The following is a 15,947-nucleotide window of genomic DNA, read 5'->3' as shown; positions in this document are numbered from 1 at the left end:
GGGTTTCCGATTTTAATTATACTTAGATGGTATTTTGTTCAAGATTTTCTAACATACTGAATAGGATGAGGGTTGCGAAAGTATAGACAATCATATACATGGTGTTATCGATTAAACCATGGATTTGTGAAACTAAAATGCCTATCAAAATGACGCTTTTCACCAGATTACGTTTCGTAAATAAGTACTTAAAAGTTTGATAGAAGTAGTAGAATAAGCCAAGTAATCCAAAGGTGCCCATCACAGCGAGTGAATGGAATATTGTAGAATGGAAGACTTGGATTCGGTCTGGATTACCGATATCGGTCATCGATTCCCATCCCCCACCAAACACAGGGAATTCTTTATATATATCTAAAGCATGTTTATAAAGTGTGATTCGACTCGATGAGAAACTATCTAAATCATCCCACCCACCTTGGATCGCAATCTCATAAGCGATTTCCACCAATAATCTCAGTTCATATAATGTGAGTCCAACGATGATGAAGGCGTAAATCATATTGAGAATGCCCCACTTGTTGGTCTTCTTTATGACGTATGGAATATAGAATAAGAATGATAATGCCATCGATAAATACCCACCACGTGAAGCCGAGACAAACACAACAAAACCGGTTAACAGTGGGAAAATCCAAAGCAAGATGTTTTTAGGATATTTTAAGATTAAGTAAAACTGTGCACCCATTAATAAAGTGATATGGATGACCACATCGTTGATGTTAGCCCATCCGAAATCGGCATTGAACCAAGACGCTCTCATGCCAAGTGAAATGCGTTCTCGCATCGGTTTTTCTAAGTTTTCTAAGAAGAAGCCGAGGCCAATATTATAAGAAAGCTCAGCTAGTAATAAGAGTGATGCGAAAAACAGTATTCGCATCATATAGGATTCATCGGTCTTCATGGTTTGACGGAAAAATTGATAGACCATTAGGTATAGGAATCCGACAAGTGATAATTGAAGGTAGGTTACCGTAATATTTACATAGAATATGGAACCAATATACGCTAACGCAATCCATAGGTAGGGTTTTGTGAGCACCCCTTTAGTAAATTTAGGCTTGAAGCGTATCCAGTGGATAACGATGGAAGCGACAACAAATACCGGGATTAAATAGACAAAACCTAACTCACTGATGGTATTCAAGTTCGGGTTTTGCATGTTAAAACCATACATGATACCCATCATGAAGGGTACAGTATAAATTGTATTCTTAAAGAAGATTAGAATAAGTGATAGCAAAATCAAGAAAGTCAAGAGTACGTACGTGTTATATATTTGATTTTCACCTCGTGAGATGAAACCAAAAAACGTCAAACCGTTGACGAGTATTAGGAACACATTCGATTTTAGGAAAGCCTCAATTTTCTTCATTTTCAATTACCGCGTAAATCTATTATAAAACAAAACTAAGGTTTTCTAACCACACTATTATTTATTTGTTCAAATCCAATATGTGTTGTTCGACCATGGCCTGGATAGCACAAAGTGTTTTCAGGTAGTATATAAAGTTTTTCTAAGATACTTTTTTTAAGTGCATCGAATGAAGAATGGTATAAATCGGTTCTACCAACAGTCATATAAAACAGGGTGTCCCCTGAAAATAAAACGCCTTCTGTATATAGGCACGTACCGCCTTCTGAGTGTCCTGGTGTATGAATGACTCTAAATTCATAGCCTTGGAATGGAATCACTTGTTCGATGTCATCGTCTAGAAACTCATCGACATGGACTTTGTAGTTTAAGCGTGAAATACCAAAAGCTGGATCAAAGAATACAGCATCCTTTTTAGGAGCTATCACCACTGCTTTTGGATAGAGTGCCTTTAACCCGTTGATACCACCAATGTGATCAAAATGACCATGGGTGGCGTAGATGATGTCTAATGTTAAGTTATTGTCGGCGAGGAATTCTTTGACCTCATAAGTATCAAATCCTGGGTCAATGACCATCGCATGTTGGTTATGATAGACGACGTAACAGTTGCTACGGATTTCGCCAAGTGTGAATCGTTTTATTTGCATGTTTCTTACCTCATGTCCTATTATAGCGTTTTCTTTAGAAAGGTAAAAGCAAAAGCAACTAAATCGTTTGTAAATAATGCGTTAAAAGCATACAATAAGGTATGGAGGTACTATCTATGAAAATCTATCAAAATTATGCTGAGTTGGTGGGCAATACGCCATTACTCAGATTACACACACTCGAAAAAGAAACTCAAACTGAAGGCAGATTGATTGCTAAAATTGAACGTTTTAACCCGCTTTCTAGTGTCAAGGACAGACTTGCGAAAGCGATGGTTGATGACCTAGAGGTAAGAGGTCTACTCAAAAAAGACACAGTACTTGTGGAACCAACGTCTGGGAACACGGGAATTGGATTAGCCTTTATCTGTGCTGCTAAAAATATTCCACTCATCATTATCATGCCTGAAACTGTAACAAAAGAACGCGTTATGACAGTAAAAGCCTTAGGTGCAACTGTAATCTTAACCGAAGGTCCTATGGGTATGAAAGGTGCGATTGCGAAAGCAGAAGCGCTCCTTGCAGAACACCCAAACTATATCATGCCACAACAATTCAAAAATCTTGCGAATGTCGAAATGCACCGTAAGACAACCGCTGTGGAAATCTTAAACGATACTGACGGCGAAGTCGCTGCGTTTGTAGCGGGTGTCGGTACCGGTGGTACCATCACCGGTGTTGGTGAAGTCTTAAAACAAACCCTTAAAGACGTTAAAATTGTTGCGGTTGAACCTTACGATTCTTCAGTACTATCCGGAGAAAAACCTGGATCACACCGTATTCAAGGGATTGGTGCGGGGTTCATTCCGGATGTATTAAATATGAAAGTAATTGATGAAATCATCCGCGTAACCAACGATGAAGCCATTCATATGGCGAAATTAGTGGCGAAGACAGAAGGTGTCTTTGTAGGCATATCTTCAGGTGCTGCTTTAGTTGCGGCAGTGAAAGTGGCTAAAAATCCAATCTATAAAAATAAGAACATTGTGGTCGTCTTACCAGATTCTGGTGAACGTTACTTATCCACGGGGGTATTTGAATAATGTTCTTCAAAGAACTCCGCTTGACGATCAATCAAGCGAAGAAACATGACCCATCAGCCCCGTCAAAGCTAACGATATTATTAGCTTATCCTGGGATTCATGCGCTCATGTATTATCGTGTAGCGAGATTTTTCTATAAATTACGCTTTACTGGATTAGCACGTGTTATATCCAATATAGGCAGAACATTCACCAATATTGATATTCACCCAGGTGCTAAAATTGGTAAAGGTTTGTTTATCGATCACGGAGCAGGTGTTGTTATCGGACAAACTGCAGTGATTGGTGATGATTGTGTGATGTTCCATGGGGTAACCCTTGGGTCCAACTCAACCAATTCAAAAGGCAATCGTCACCCAATCTTAGGTAATCGCGTCACGATATATGCGAACGCGACCTTGGTTGGGCCCGTGAAAATTGGTGATGATTCTATCATTGGTGCGAGCACCATTGTGAAACAGGACTTACCTGAAAAAAGTGTGGTCGTCGGTAACCCGATGCGTTTTATATCAATTGATGGCAAGCGTGTATACGACTCGACTTGCGAATGTGAAATCATGAAACAAGAACTCGCTCAAATCAAAGAGCGGTTAGAAGAACTTCAAAAGCAATTAGCTTCAAAAGACGAATCTACTATCTAGGACTATATGTCCTAGATTTTTTTCTAAAAATCGCCTTATTATGAGATAAAAACCTAGTTATTTATAATCTTTACTATATTTTTTGAATTGTCAACTCTAAAAAAATATAATAGGTTTGTATTAAAAAGGTGGGTTTCCATTGAAAAAACGGCTTTATTTATATTTGTTATTTATTGTGCTGTTAGTCATGTCTATTTTTGTAGGCGTTTCTGACATCAAAATACAAGATATCGTATCACTAAACAAAGAGGCGTGGTTCTTATTATGGACTTCAAGAATCCCTCGTACACTAGCGATTATTTTAACTGCTGTAGGCTTGTCCATTTCAGGATTGATTTTACAAACCATCAGTAAGAATAAATTCATATCCCCTTCTGTGGTCGGTGTGACTGATTCTGCACAGCTCGGTATATTACTCGCTTACTTATTGTTAGGGACACTCTCCCTAACCTTCAAGTTGGTATTCGCGTTTGGGTTCGCTGTATTAGGGTCATTCATGTTTATCACGATCTTAAACAAAATTAAATTTAAGAATGAAATCTATGTCCCACTAATCGGGATGATGTTTGGTAGCATTGTCGCTGCGATTGTTTCATTCTTAGCGTATCAGTTCAACGCGACCCAATTTGTCGATACGATTGGGGTGGGTAGTTTTACAACCAAAATCGCTGGGAACTATGAATTACTTTATGTGATTGTACCGCCACTCATTTTGGCATTTATATATATGGTTCAGTTTAACATTATTGGGATTGGTGAAGATTTCGCCAAGAATCTAGGTGTGAACTATAAACGTACGATGATGATTGGTTTAGTGATCATATCGATGGTATCCGCTGCTATCTTCGTCGTTGTGGGGTCCATTCCATTCATTGGATTGGTTGTTCCTAATCTCGTCTCGATTTATTATGGCGACAACGTGAAGAAGAACGCTCTTGATATCGCATTATTCGGTAGTATCTTCGTTTTAATCGGAGATATCTTATCGAGAATGATCATTTATCCTTATGAAATTCCAGTATCCTTAACTATGGGCGTATTAGGCTCGATCATTTTCTTATATTTAATTTATAGGAGGGTGTATCATGCCAAGTAAATTTATGAAACCGATGTTATGGATTGGGTTGTTGGTAGTAGTTTCTATTGTTTTATACTTAACGTTCTGGCTGATTGGGATTGACGTCATCACAATAGGTCAACTTGAACGTGGGTTAAGTAGACGCGCATCTCGTGTGGTCGCCATGATTGTGGTCGCAATCACGATGGGTATGACAGGTTTGTTCTTTCAAACACTTACTCAAAATCGAATTTTGACACCGAGTGTCATTGGATTCGATTCGACGTTTGTGTTGTCACAAACCTTAATTGTATTCCTGTTTGGTTCGTCTTCACTCTTCATCAGCAATCCTTACTATAATTTTGTAATATCAACCACCGTAATGGTTCTTTCTTCCTTATTACTTTATGGATTCGTCCTTAAAAAGGGGAAGAACAACCTCGCTTTACTCTTATTAGTGGGTTTGGTTTTTAGAACACTGATGGGCAGTCTAACGTCCTTCCTATCGAGAATTATTGATCCGGACGACTTTCTCGTAGTGACTTCGCGTTCAATGGCGAGCCTGTCGAATATGAATACCGATATCCTTTGGTATTTGGCATTACCGATTATGATTGTCGTTATATTTTTGATGTCTAGAGACACCAAATCCTTTGACGTCATGAATTTAGGTGAAGACCAAGCTAAGAGTTTAGGGGTTTCTTATTACAAACTTATGAACCGAAACTTAGTCTATATCGCGATTTTGATTTCGGTATCGACCGCATTAGTTGGGCCACTCATGTTCTTAGGATTAATTACGGTTAATCTAGCTCGAGAACTGATCAAGACCGATTACCACAAACCACTCTTATGGATGAGTTCGATGCTTGGGGTTGTATTCTTAGTGTTAGGACAGTTAGTCTTAACCACATTGAATTTGAATACTTCACTCGCAGTACTCATCAATTTAATTGGAGGTCTTTATATGATCTCAATTCTCGTAAAAGGAGATAAAAAAGCATGATTGAAATTAAAAATGTTCATAAAAAATATGGCAGTCTGGTTGTACTAGACGATATCAATCTCACCATTAAAGAAGGTGCAGTCACCGCTTTAATTGGACCAAATGGCGCAGGTAAGTCTACGCTTTTGGGTGTCATCTCCAAATTGCTTGAAGCTGATCAAGGCACCGTTTTATTAGATGGTGAACCCATTTCTAAAGTGAAACCTCACAACTTCGCGAAAGCCATCGCGATATTAAAACAAACCAATCAAATTAACGTGAACCTAACTGTTCGTGAATTGGTAAGTTTTGGACGTTGGCCACACTCTAAAGGAAATTTGACTACTTTTGATGAACAAAAAATCAACGAAGCCATTCAATTTTTAAGATTAAAAGAAGTCGAACATAAGAACATCAATCAGCTGTCGGGTGGGCAAAAACAACGTGCCTACATCGCGATGATTGTAGCACAAGATACTAAATATGTCTTATTAGATGAACCTCTTAATAACCTCGATATGCGTTATTCTGTGGATATGATGCTCATCCTTCAAGACTTGGTTAAGAAACTCAACAAGACTGTTATGATAGTCTTACATGACATCAATTTCGCCGCGACCTTCTCAGATCACATCATCGCGATGAAAGACGGAAAAATCATTAAAGAAGGTACACCAGATCAAATCATGGAGAAAGATGTTTTAGATTATGTCTTTGACCATGAGTTTTGTATTGCGGGTGTGAATGGAAAAAAATACTTTATATATTATCAAGAAAGTGTAGATGACAAACTATGAGAAAATTATTATACTTAAGCCTTATATTCGTTTTAAGTTTTAGCCTAATGGCGTGCACCATCGTGGATGACAATAAGAATTATCCAGAAACGGTCACCATTACCCAAACCGTTACACACGCGACTTCAAGTACAGATACCAATAAGTCCAACGAAACGGTCGATGAGGTTATTCCAACTAATCCAAAAAATGTCGCCATCTTTGATTTTGGCGTATTAGATATCTTAGATGCCATCGGAATCGATGAACTTGGTATTGAAAATTTAGCGATTGTAAAATCCAACGTTCCAGCGTATTTATCTAAATATAATGTCGATAGCGTCACCAATGCAGGTACGTTATTCGAACCGAACTTTGATAACCTAGATTTATTTAGCCCAGACTTAGTCATTATTTCCAGTAGAAGTGCCTGGACCTATGACAAACTTAAAAGTGAACTTGGTGGTGTCGCGGTTTTAAATGTCGCTGTGAACAACACGAAGTATTTAGAAAGTGTCGTAAACAACATTACCAACCTAAAGAAAATATTTGGTGGTGTGGAATCTTTTGACACCATGATTTCAACTCTAGAAACCAAGACTTCTGAAGTGAAAACTTTAGCTCAAAATAGCACATTTAAGGCTTTAATTTTCATGACCAATGGCGATGACATTTCAGGTTATGGGATTGGGTCTCGTTTTGGATTCATCCATAACGAACTTGGATTCCTAGCTGCAGATGCGAATTTTGGTAATGGGGATGCAAACACGCATGGGGATATCGTTTCATTTGAATATATCCAAACTTTAAATCCAGACGTTATTTTCATCGTCGACCGTGCCGCAGCCATCGGTGGTGAAGCCTCTATAGGTGTATTAGATAACGCGCTTGTCAATTCAACGAACGCAGCTAAAAATGACCGTATGGTCTTATTAGATTCGGTTGCGTGGTACATTGTCAGTGGGGGTTATCAATCCACCCTTACAATGATTAACGATGTGAAGGCCCTGTTTGTTGCCTAATAAACAGACTCTTAAAGAGAGAACCAGCGAACCACACCGTTGACAGTTGACAACAAAACGATTAATTGATACAATAAAGTGTATTTTAGGAGGTACCCACATGAATTTTGCTGATTATATCGCTATGGTATTGGGTTTATTACTCATTGTAGCAGTTGCTTTACAATCTTCACAAGACGATGTCGCAGCGGCATTCTCTGGTGAAAAATCAGAGTTATTTAAAAATTCAAAAGCGAGAGGCTTAGAACTCTTCTTAGTAAGATTCACAGCTGTCGTTTCCGTGTTATTTGTGGCTATGGTCATCACGTCCATCCTTACCCACTAAAATAACTTACTCAAAAAACAATAAAAATCCCTTATTTAGTTAAGGGATTTTTTGCCGTATAAATACGTTCAATGAATCGATTACTTCATATAAAAGTCTAATTTATTCAATAAACAGGTCAGAAAAGGTGGGTTTCATTGACTAAATTCGATTATCTTGATAAAATAAACTTAGATTCATCACATGAGGGAGATGAGCTGATGGACCGCGCTAAATTCATGAAAAAGTATTTTAGGAAGAAAATTAAAGGAGCACAGGATTTTGATGCTTATGCACAAGAGGACTATAACAAAGCCTTAGTGAGAGCTAGAAGCATTCTTGGCTTAACCGAAGCGGAAACCAATGAATTAAACCCGTTAGTCGTATCTTTACCTGAAGCATTTTTTAAAGGATCGAGCATTCTCTTTAAAATGTCTAAGAAAAATGACCATATTCGCTATAATCAAGCCCGTGTTACCGTATTTCTTTTTGGTGAGCATCAACTGTTTTACTACACAGCACTGATTGACCATGAACGTGGCGCATTTACAGATGACTATACCGTTGAGATTCCGTATGGATCAATTGTGTCGATTGAAACCAACTCCATTCGTTTCTATGAACGTGGGACCAATCACCATTACATCGATTTCCAACTATATCTCGTGAATGATCACGCGATTACCGTAAGAATGAAGGATGTAGTTGTGGATCGAAAGATTCTTCAAGCAGGCGTTTCGATTCCTGAAGATACCCAAACAGTCTTACATAACATAATGAAACTGCTACGCGCTAAACGCGGCTTATAGCTCACGAAAACGTGGGCTTTTTACTTGAGATTATCGATATTAATTATGTTTGACAAACAGTATAAAACCATGTATAATTAATCAAGCTGGTGATTGTATGATATTAACACTTGAAAAGCTCAAAACCGAATATGCCAATCAGGGCATGAATCTTACACTCGACTTCAAAAATCGCTTAAAAGATCAAACACTGATGTATGACATTGATTTGGTTAAGGTAACTGGCCAAGTCCAGTTTTTACAGAGCCGTTATGTCCATTTCGATTTAACTATTGAAACGACATTAACCCTACCGTGTGCCATTACACTTAAACCGGTGATTTACCCGCTCAGTTTCAAAATTGAAGAAGATGTTTCAGAGACCAGTGACGCTGAATACCGAATCATCGAAGACAAAATCCACTTAGGCGACATCGTATGGGGAGCCATCATTCCGATGATCCCAATGCAAGTCTACGCGGAGGATGCTCCACGTGATCAGTTTGAAGAAGAACCGAAAATCAATGAAGTATTCGCTCAATTAAAAGACCATTTTGACAAAAAATAGGAGGTGTGAAGATGGCAATTCCTTTTCGCCGCACGTCTAAGACTGCAAAAAGAAAACGTCGTACACACTACAAACTAAGCAAACCTACATTAGTGGTTGACCCACAAACAGGTGACTTAGTATTACCTCACAGAGTATCCCCAGTTACTGGCGAATACAGAGGCAATAAAGTAGTTAACGTCAAAGAATCTGAATAATCAGATTTAAAGAAGGATGCCGATGGGCATCTTTTTCTTTACATAGCGGTTACATGAAGTATAAATGGCTTTACAAAGTAACGCTTTAGTTATAAGATATTCATGAATTATTAAAAATGAGGTTTGTTTATGAGAAGAATTAAAGACAAAGGATATATCCTTTTGATTATAACAGCATTTGTAGTACTCACTATGCTCAATCGTGTTATGGTCACCGCACAATTTTTTAATCCAGGTATGAATTTATATTACGAATCCTTGATGATTCGTTTAAATGCTTGGATGGGAGACTTGGGATTACTACTAGCATTAGTAGGCCTATTTTTAATTCTATTTAAAACCAAACGCAGTTTTTCACTATCCGTCCTAATCTTAGGCATCACCTTATCTGTGTTAGTCTTTTCCTTAAAGATTTATGCATTCTATTACGGAACTGCATTCTCGTTTTTCAATGCGAGAACATTTTCCAACAGTGCACCAGTCTTAGGTCAACAATTAACCATTCACCTCTGGCGTAATCTATTTAGAATGGGTCAATATATCGCGTTAATTCCAGCATTCTTATTCATCTATTTAGGAATCACTTTATTTACCCATAAACGCTTTAAAGAAACCCCACAATTTATAAACCAAAACAGAAGACGAAAACTTGCCATCACCACCATCTTAACAGGGCTATTAATGACAACATTCTCGCAAATGGTTTATTATAACCATATCAATAATACCTTCTATGAAGAACACCGTAACGCTTTAAAAGGTGTTCAAACCATGGGAATTTATAACTATTACTTAGTGGACTTAATCAGTTATACAGTCATTCCACAAGAAGTGGTTGAACTTGAACAAAAGCCAACCCTTAAAGCGCAAGTCGACGCGTTTATTGATAATGCACAACAAACTTGCCCGCTCAATTATGAAGGTAATCCAAGTTGTATAAATGCAGATCTAACAGGTATTTTTGAAGGTAAGAAGTTGGTCATTTTACAATTAGAAGCTTTAAACGACTATATGATGAATCTATCGGTAGAAGTCGATGGCATTTCATATGAAATCATGCCATTCATGAATAGCATCGTGAATTCAGACTCAACTCTATACTATGACAAATTCTATTCGAATTTCGGTGTCGGTAAGACCAGTGACGCAGAATTCGCAGCACTGACAGGACTCTATCCAACCGGTCAAATTGTAACGTATTTTGATTATCTCGCAACCAACTTTGAAACCATCCCTAGCTTATTCAAAGATAAGGGCTATAAGACTTATGGCATCAACGGTTCAACCGAATCCTTCTACAAACGGTTCATCAACTATGAACTACTTGGTTTTGAAGAGTTTGTTCCAGCAGAACGTTTACTTGCAGAAAATTATTTTGATCCAGAACAAGATATCATCAACGGCTGGGTCGACGATACGGTCATCTTTGATTACATTACCGATGTCCTTCAAAAAGACGAAGATCAGTTCGTCTTCGGTTTATCGACGGTTACACATACCCCGTATTTTGATGTTGAAGGTATTACCAGTGTGAATGTTTGGGAAGAAACCATCGTTCGTGATTTAGGTAATTACTTCGACTTTAACCACCGTTTTGATAAAGTCTTAGAAGCATTCTTTACGGAACTTGAAACACTCGATATCCTTAAAGACACGGTGTTTATGATGTATGGTGACCATACAGGAAACATGACTATGGGTGACTTAAAACAAATCTACCCAGACATCACACATCATCAATTCCAAGAACTGGCTCATAATGTTCCATTCCTAATTTACGCGCCTGGCATGGATTTATCTGGATTTGACTTAAATACATCTTTAGTACGTGGTCAAGCCGATATCAAACGTACCGTCAGCAACCTCTTTAACCTTAATGAAGTGTATCATTTTGGGGTAGAAATCACCTCGAACAACCGCTCATTCTCCTATAATCCAATGACGCTTGATTTATTCACAGACGATTATCACTTAATCGTACCAGCGCTTGAAGTAGATAATGAAGCATTTGCAGATAAAACCCTTGAGATTCAAGAGTGGTTCTTAAAATATAAATTAGTGAACGATGCGATACTGAAATATCGTTATTTCGATAAAGAATAATATGAAACATTACAGTGTATTACTAAAAGAATCGATTGACGCACTGAACCTCAAGAAAAATGGCATTTACGTGGACGCAACCCTCGGTGGGGGCGGTCACAGTGAAGCCATTTTATTGGCGTTATCTGGGGGTCATTTATATGGTTTTGATCAAGACCAATACGCGTTAGCAACCGCTAAAGAACGTTTATCTAAATTCAATAACTTCACTGCAGTAGAATCGAACTTTGAATTCATTGAAGAAGAACTTCAAAAACGTGGCATTACTGAAATCGATGGCGTTGTCATGGATTTAGGGATGTCCTCCTTCCAAATCGACGACGCGTCAAGAGGATTTTCTTATATGCAGAATGCGAAACTTGACATGCGCATGAATCAATCTCAAACCAAGACGGCTTACGATATCGTGAACTACGCGTCGTTTGAAGAACTTGTGTACATCTTTGAAGTGTACGGAGAAGAAGACTTCGCTAGACCGATTGCGAAGAAAATCATTGAACTAAGACCACTAGAAACCACTTTTGATTTGGTGAAAATCACCGATATGTATAAATATAAGTCTAAATCTCACTCCGCGAAACAAGTCTTTCAAGCTCTCCGTATCGCAACCAACGATGAACTTGGGGTTTTAGAAAGAACCTTACCGAAACTATTAAAGATTTTAAAACCGGGTGGGGTACTATCCATCATAACCTTCCACTCGTTAGAAGACCGGATCGTGAAACACTTCTTTAAAACAAACAGTGAAGTTCATGTTCCTAAAGGCATTCCGATGCTCAACTTACCGACACCACCGCTTAGACTAATCTCAAAAAAACCAATTTTACCGAGCGAACAAGAACTCGCAGAAAATAGCCGCTCGAATAGTGCGAAACTGAGAGCCGCGATTAAAAACGAGGTTAAGTCATGAAATGGATTAATTATGGGCATAACGCCTTCAATGAAATCATTTTAGACATCGATCAAGCTCAAGGCTCTATCCTCATTCAAATGTTTATTTGGCGTGATGACAACATTGGCAATCGCTTATTGAGTCACGTTCAAAAAGCCTTAGACCGTGGTGTTAAAGTCACCATTCAAAAAGACGCGTTCGGTTCGATTTTCGAAAAAGCCGAAGAAAATAAACAGAGCTTATTCCATAAACCCCACAATAAGAAACTCCAATTTTTAACCCGTATCATCGATATCGGATATCACGATAAGCGTAAACCCAAAGGGTATCGTCAAAACCAAAACCAAGCCTTAGAACGATTCATAAAACATCCCAATTTAACCCTCAAAAGTACAATCTTAAAAGACCATACCAAGTTTTATATCATCGATGACAAAATCCTTTATATTGGCGGTATCAATGTTGAAGATAAAGAAGATGGTAAAGATATTCAAGGTAGACGTTATCTAGACTATATGGTTCGAATCGAGGATTCAAAGGAAGTCGCGTATTTCCTCGATCGCTTTAATCAAAAAACCCCTTATAGTGCCTTAAGACCCATGGATTACATCATGAACAGAAACGGTGTCTTTAATGTTCAAAAAGACTTAACAGAAATTATAGAAAAGGCTCAAAAACGCATTTTAATGCACATGGCTTATTTCGGAGCGAAACCCGCGATGAACGCGCTAGAAAGTGCTTTAAAACACGGTATTGAAGTCATCATCGTAACCTCACGTGTTTCAAATCTTCAAACTGAATACAATCTCTACTGGATGAATAAACTTCAAAAACTTGGCGCGAAGATTTATCTATTTGAAGGGTTAGTCCATGCGAAAGCATTACTCGTCGATGATACGCTCATTGTCGGGTCTACGAATTTAAATAACTCAGCTTATTATCAACTCGGTGAATGTTCTTTAGTCGTTAGAAGCCATAAAGACTTAAACCAAGCCTTTCTAGATAACCACCATGAAGTGATTCAATCATCCATCCAAATGAATCCAATTAAATACTCTAAAGTGAAATCATTTTTTGAAAAACTATTCAGCTAAAGTGTGCAGCCGCACACTTTTTATTTTTTTCATTAGGTTAGTTAAGATTTCTAATTCAGTTTCAAAAACGCACTATGATATAATAAACCCATAGGGTAGGTGTTAAGATGGCAGAACAACGACTCACCAAAGGCCCTCTGCTCGATGAATGTGGAAATCTTATTGAGAGCGGGTATCACGAAGATTTAATTCGGGCTTACGATCGTAAAGACATTACGGTTAAAGGCATGCGCATCAAGGAATGGGATTACTATTACATTGGTAATCAAAAACACGGTATCGCGTTGACGGTAGCGGACAACTCTTATATGTGGTTGGTTTCGATTACCACATTTGAATTTGAACTCAAACAAGAGCACACCAAATCACTCATGGGCTTTTTCCCGATGAAACGATTAGGTATGCCAAATTCGTCTCGTGTGGGGAATGTCGTATTTAAGAAAAAAGGATTCTCATTTGAGTTTTTACTTGAAAATGATCGACGTCATTTAATAGTAAGTATGGATAACTACAAGGCTAATCAAAGATTATCCGCGGATATTTATTTAAAAGAAAACCAAAATACATCCTTAGTGATTGCCACACCATTTCATAAAAAAGGACATTTTTACTACAACCATAAGATTAACCTCATGGAAACAGAAGGCAGCTTTACCGTTGGGAATTCAACCTATCCACTAGAAGGTGCATTTGGTACACTAGACTGGGGTAGAGGGGTCTGGACATACAAGAATACTTGGTATTGGTCTAGCGCCTCCGGATTATATCAACAAAAAACGATTGGCTTTAACTTAGGGTATGGCTTTGGAGATACCTCAAAAGCGAGTGAAAATATGTTTTATTATGACGGCGCTTGTTATAAGTTTGATCACGTTATATTCAATATCCCGAAGAAGAATGACCAATATGACTATTTAAGTCCTTGGTCATTTACCTCTCAATCGGGTGATATCGAATTGTTATTCGAACCGATCCTCGATCGTTCTAGCGCTTCAAATGTCATCATTATCAAATCGATTCAACACCAAGTCTTTGGGAAGTTTAGTGGATTCTTTAAACTCCCAGATGGAAAGAAGATTGAATTTAATAATCTCATGGGTTTCGCAGAACGGGTTATCAATCACTGGTAAAAAAAAGAAGGCAAACTGCCTTCTTTTTCAAGAATAAATCCCTCGTTTTGAGGGATTTTTGTTATTAATATGATTTTTTCTTACGGGCACCAATGGTAATTCGAACGTAATCGATTTGTAAGTCTTTCAATTCAGGAATTTGCTTGATGAATTCAAATACATCGGTATTGTTGATTTCTGTAATCTTATTGGTATCCTTAACCACGACGTGGATATGGCTATCAGCGTTGTGCATTGGGTTATCAATCGCGAGGTCATAATACTTGGTATCGTTGATGAAAAGTTCAACCACGATACGCTGCTCGATTAAAAAGTCTAAGTTGTTGTATATGGTGGAAATGTTCGTAAACCCTTTTTTAGCTAAAGCAGTTTGAATTTCCTTGAAGGTTAAGTGGTTATTTTCAAGGACATCGATCATCGCTTTACGGCTATTGGTAATACGGAGATTTTTCTTGCGTAACTTATTTAAATACGTCTCTCTTGAGTCCATTTAATTACCTCCTACATAGTCACTGTGCGTATTGTAGTATGCAGTAATTATCTTCTGAAGTTCTTCAGTGTTAAAAGATAACGTCTCGTATTTGGTCTCTAGTTGTTTTAATTGGTAGGGGTCCAAAATATGCAATTCTACACACGGTTTGCGCTTAAGGTACTTATAAAAGCCTTTCGGTTTCTTGAATATAAATACCATAGGTATTATATCAACATTCGCGTTAAATGCGAAACGAAATGCTCCTTTTTTAAAAGGACGAATGTGGTCACAGTAAGGACGCAGGGAGGCTTCAGGGAATACAGCGATGATATTGCTGTGGTGTAAACGTTCATTTAACAAGGTTTGATAACGCAAAATTCCTTCTTTAGTATCCGGAATGGGTGCGCCACCAATGATATGAAATAGTTTACCTACAATTGGCAAACCGAGGTTCGATTTTAACATGGTGTAGTAAATACGCTTTGGATAAAACGAAGCCCCAAGTAAGAAGGAATCAAATTGGTGGACATGGTTAGATACGATGACAGCGCCTTTTTTACGGTACTGCTTCATAATCTTTTTATTACGGACGCGGAAACGTAAGAAGAAGTAGCCGTAGATATAGACAAAAATAACCTTGATTAAGAAAACCAAGATCTTCGATAGAATACGGCGATGCCACTTTTGACCAAAGTAGTCAAAGTCAGGTGGTAAATCTACCGGCTTCGCTTCAATGGTTTTAAACGTATGCTCATTTTCGGTTTTGGGTTTTAAATCGTCGTTTGGTTCCATAATGACCCCTAAATAAGATTAACTACTTAACTATTATATCATAGCACATCTGAATCAT

General features: G+C 38.0%; 18 protein-coding genes. 14 read left to right on the top strand and 4 right to left on the bottom strand.

Annotated elements, in window-relative coordinates:
* Positions 1-22 precede the first annotated feature (22 nt).
* Together N7603_RS06440 and N7603_RS06435 are read right to left on the bottom strand one after the other, a co-directional pair.
* Positions 23-1,375 carry an O-antigen ligase family protein gene (locus tag N7603_RS06440; RefSeq protein ID WP_262096585.1) on the bottom strand — a complete coding sequence of 451 codons (1,353 nt, stop codon included), beginning with the start codon at positions 1,373-1,375 and terminating at the stop codon, positions 23-25.
* A 35-nt stretch (positions 1,376-1,410) separates the two neighbouring features.
* The gene (locus N7603_RS06435; RefSeq protein ID WP_262096584.1) at positions 1,411-2,025 is read right to left on the bottom strand and encodes an MBL fold metallo-hydrolase; all 615 of its coding nucleotides are present in this window, start codon (positions 2,023-2,025) and stop codon (positions 1,411-1,413) included.
* 116 nt (positions 2,026-2,141) lie between these two features.
* Here N7603_RS06435 and cysK point away from each other — a divergent pair, with 116 nt between their 5' ends.
* The 14 genes from cysK to N7603_RS06365 all read left to right on the top strand — a co-directional run bounded on the left by cysK (position 2,142) and on the right by N7603_RS06365 (position 14,625).
* A complete protein-coding gene (cysK, locus tag N7603_RS06430) occupies positions 2,142-3,068 on the top strand; it encodes a cysteine synthase A (protein WP_262096583.1) in 927 nt (308 codons plus the stop codon).
* Positions 3,068-3,709 (top strand): serine O-acetyltransferase EpsC, encoded by a 642-nt coding sequence (epsC, locus tag N7603_RS06425; RefSeq protein WP_262096581.1) that lies wholly within the window; start codon positions 3,068-3,070, stop codon positions 3,707-3,709. Before cysK ends, epsC begins: the two co-directional genes overlap by 1 nt.
* A 139-nt stretch (positions 3,710-3,848) precedes the next feature.
* Positions 3,849-4,805, top strand: a complete 957-nt coding sequence (locus N7603_RS06420; RefSeq protein WP_262096580.1) for an ABC transporter permease — start codon at positions 3,849-3,851, stop codon at positions 4,803-4,805.
* Complete coding sequence (locus N7603_RS06415; RefSeq protein ID WP_262096579.1) at positions 4,795-5,772, top strand: iron chelate uptake ABC transporter family permease subunit; 978 nt, start codon at positions 4,795-4,797, stop codon at positions 5,770-5,772. Before N7603_RS06420 ends, N7603_RS06415 begins: the two co-directional genes overlap by 11 nt.
* Positions 5,769-6,548 (top strand): iron ABC transporter ATP-binding protein, encoded by a 780-nt coding sequence (locus N7603_RS06410; protein ID WP_262096578.1) that lies wholly within the window; start codon positions 5,769-5,771, stop codon positions 6,546-6,548. The genes N7603_RS06415 and N7603_RS06410 overlap by 4 nt, the downstream gene beginning before the upstream one ends.
* Positions 6,545-7,549, top strand: coding sequence for a siderophore ABC transporter substrate-binding protein (locus tag N7603_RS06405; protein ID WP_262096577.1), 1,005 nt, complete (start codon positions 6,545-6,547; stop codon positions 7,547-7,549). The genes N7603_RS06410 and N7603_RS06405 overlap by 4 nt, the downstream gene beginning before the upstream one ends.
* A gap of 100 nt (positions 7,550-7,649) precedes the next feature.
* Positions 7,650-7,874, top strand: a complete 225-nt coding sequence (gene secG, locus N7603_RS06400; protein ID WP_262096576.1) for a preprotein translocase subunit SecG — start codon at positions 7,650-7,652, stop codon at positions 7,872-7,874.
* Positions 7,875-8,074: 200 nt separating this feature from the next.
* Positions 8,075-8,662: a hypothetical protein gene (locus N7603_RS06395; RefSeq protein ID WP_262096575.1), complete on the top strand. Its 588-nt coding sequence runs from the start codon at positions 8,075-8,077 to the stop codon at positions 8,660-8,662.
* A 97-nt stretch (positions 8,663-8,759) separates the two neighbouring features.
* On the top strand, positions 8,760-9,209 hold the full coding sequence (locus N7603_RS06390) for a YceD family protein (protein ID WP_262096574.1): 450 nt from the start codon (positions 8,760-8,762) through the stop codon (positions 9,207-9,209).
* 11 nt (positions 9,210-9,220) lie between these two features.
* Positions 9,221-9,406, top strand: a complete 186-nt coding sequence (gene rpmF / locus N7603_RS06385; RefSeq protein WP_262096573.1) for a 50S ribosomal protein L32 — start codon at positions 9,221-9,223, stop codon at positions 9,404-9,406.
* A gap of 129 nt (positions 9,407-9,535) precedes the next feature.
* Entirely contained in the window at positions 9,536-11,509 is a 1,974-nt protein-coding gene (locus N7603_RS06380; protein WP_262096572.1) for an LTA synthase family protein, read from the top strand.
* A gap of 1 nt (position 11,510) precedes the next feature.
* Positions 11,511-12,419, top strand: coding sequence for a 16S rRNA (cytosine(1402)-N(4))-methyltransferase RsmH (gene rsmH, locus N7603_RS06375; RefSeq protein WP_262096571.1), 909 nt, complete (start codon positions 11,511-11,513; stop codon positions 12,417-12,419).
* The gene (locus N7603_RS06370; RefSeq protein WP_262096570.1) at positions 12,416-13,495 is read left to right on the top strand and encodes a phospholipase D-like domain-containing protein; all 1,080 of its coding nucleotides are present in this window, start codon (positions 12,416-12,418) and stop codon (positions 13,493-13,495) included. Before rsmH ends, N7603_RS06370 begins: the two co-directional genes overlap by 4 nt.
* Before the next feature lie 107 nt (positions 13,496-13,602).
* Positions 13,603-14,625 carry a DUF2804 domain-containing protein gene (locus N7603_RS06365; RefSeq protein WP_262096569.1) on the top strand — a complete coding sequence of 341 codons (1,023 nt, stop codon included), beginning with the start codon at positions 13,603-13,605 and terminating at the stop codon, positions 14,623-14,625.
* Between the two features lie 64 nt (positions 14,626-14,689).
* Here N7603_RS06365 and N7603_RS06360 read toward each other — a convergent pair whose 3' ends face one another.
* Positions 14,690-15,115, bottom strand: a complete 426-nt coding sequence (locus N7603_RS06360) for a Fur family transcriptional regulator (protein ID WP_262096568.1) — start codon at positions 15,113-15,115, stop codon at positions 14,690-14,692.
* Complete coding sequence (locus tag N7603_RS06355; RefSeq protein ID WP_262096567.1) at positions 15,116-15,889, bottom strand: lysophospholipid acyltransferase family protein; 774 nt, start codon at positions 15,887-15,889, stop codon at positions 15,116-15,118. It abuts the gene before it with no gap.
* Between the last annotated feature and the right edge of the window lie 58 nt (positions 15,890-15,947).

The organism is Paracholeplasma vituli, from assembly GCF_025446935.1.
In the GTDB taxonomy this organism is placed as follows: Bacteria; Bacillota_I; Bacilli_A; order Acholeplasmatales; family UBA5453; genus Paracholeplasma; species Paracholeplasma vituli.
Note: the sequence above shows the minus strand (reverse complement) of the source record. Positions and strands in the feature narration are given on the sequence as shown.

Coding starts and splice junctions, on each gene's coding strand:
- N7603_RS06440 (WP_262096585.1), bottom strand. CDS start 1,375: ATGAAGAAAATTGAGGCTTTCCTAAAATCGAATGTGTTCCTAATACTC.
- N7603_RS06435 (WP_262096584.1), bottom strand. CDS start 2,025: ATGCAAATAAAACGATTCACACTTGGCGAAATCCGTAGCAACTGTTAC.
- cysK (WP_262096583.1), top strand. CDS start 2,142: ATGAAAATCTATCAAAATTATGCTGAGTTGGTGGGCAATACGCCATTA.
- epsC (WP_262096581.1), top strand. CDS start 3,068: ATGTTCTTCAAAGAACTCCGCTTGACGATCAATCAAGCGAAGAAACAT.
- N7603_RS06415 (WP_262096579.1), top strand. CDS start 4,795: ATGCCAAGTAAATTTATGAAACCGATGTTATGGATTGGGTTGTTGGTA.
- N7603_RS06410 (WP_262096578.1), top strand. CDS start 5,769: ATGATTGAAATTAAAAATGTTCATAAAAAATATGGCAGTCTGGTTGTA.
- N7603_RS06405 (WP_262096577.1), top strand. CDS start 6,545: ATGAGAAAATTATTATACTTAAGCCTTATATTCGTTTTAAGTTTTAGC.
- secG (WP_262096576.1), top strand. CDS start 7,650: ATGAATTTTGCTGATTATATCGCTATGGTATTGGGTTTATTACTCATT.
- N7603_RS06395 (WP_262096575.1), top strand. CDS start 8,075: ATGGACCGCGCTAAATTCATGAAAAAGTATTTTAGGAAGAAAATTAAA.
- N7603_RS06390 (WP_262096574.1), top strand. CDS start 8,760: ATGATATTAACACTTGAAAAGCTCAAAACCGAATATGCCAATCAGGGC.
- rpmF (WP_262096573.1), top strand. CDS start 9,221: ATGGCAATTCCTTTTCGCCGCACGTCTAAGACTGCAAAAAGAAAACGT.
- N7603_RS06380 (WP_262096572.1), top strand. CDS start 9,536: ATGAGAAGAATTAAAGACAAAGGATATATCCTTTTGATTATAACAGCA.
- rsmH (WP_262096571.1), top strand. CDS start 11,511: ATGAAACATTACAGTGTATTACTAAAAGAATCGATTGACGCACTGAAC.
- N7603_RS06370 (WP_262096570.1), top strand. CDS start 12,416: ATGAAATGGATTAATTATGGGCATAACGCCTTCAATGAAATCATTTTA.
- N7603_RS06365 (WP_262096569.1), top strand. CDS start 13,603: ATGGCAGAACAACGACTCACCAAAGGCCCTCTGCTCGATGAATGTGGA.
- N7603_RS06360 (WP_262096568.1), bottom strand. CDS start 15,115: ATGGACTCAAGAGAGACGTATTTAAATAAGTTACGCAAGAAAAATCTC.
- N7603_RS06355 (WP_262096567.1), bottom strand. CDS start 15,889: ATGGAACCAAACGACGATTTAAAACCCAAAACCGAAAATGAGCATACG.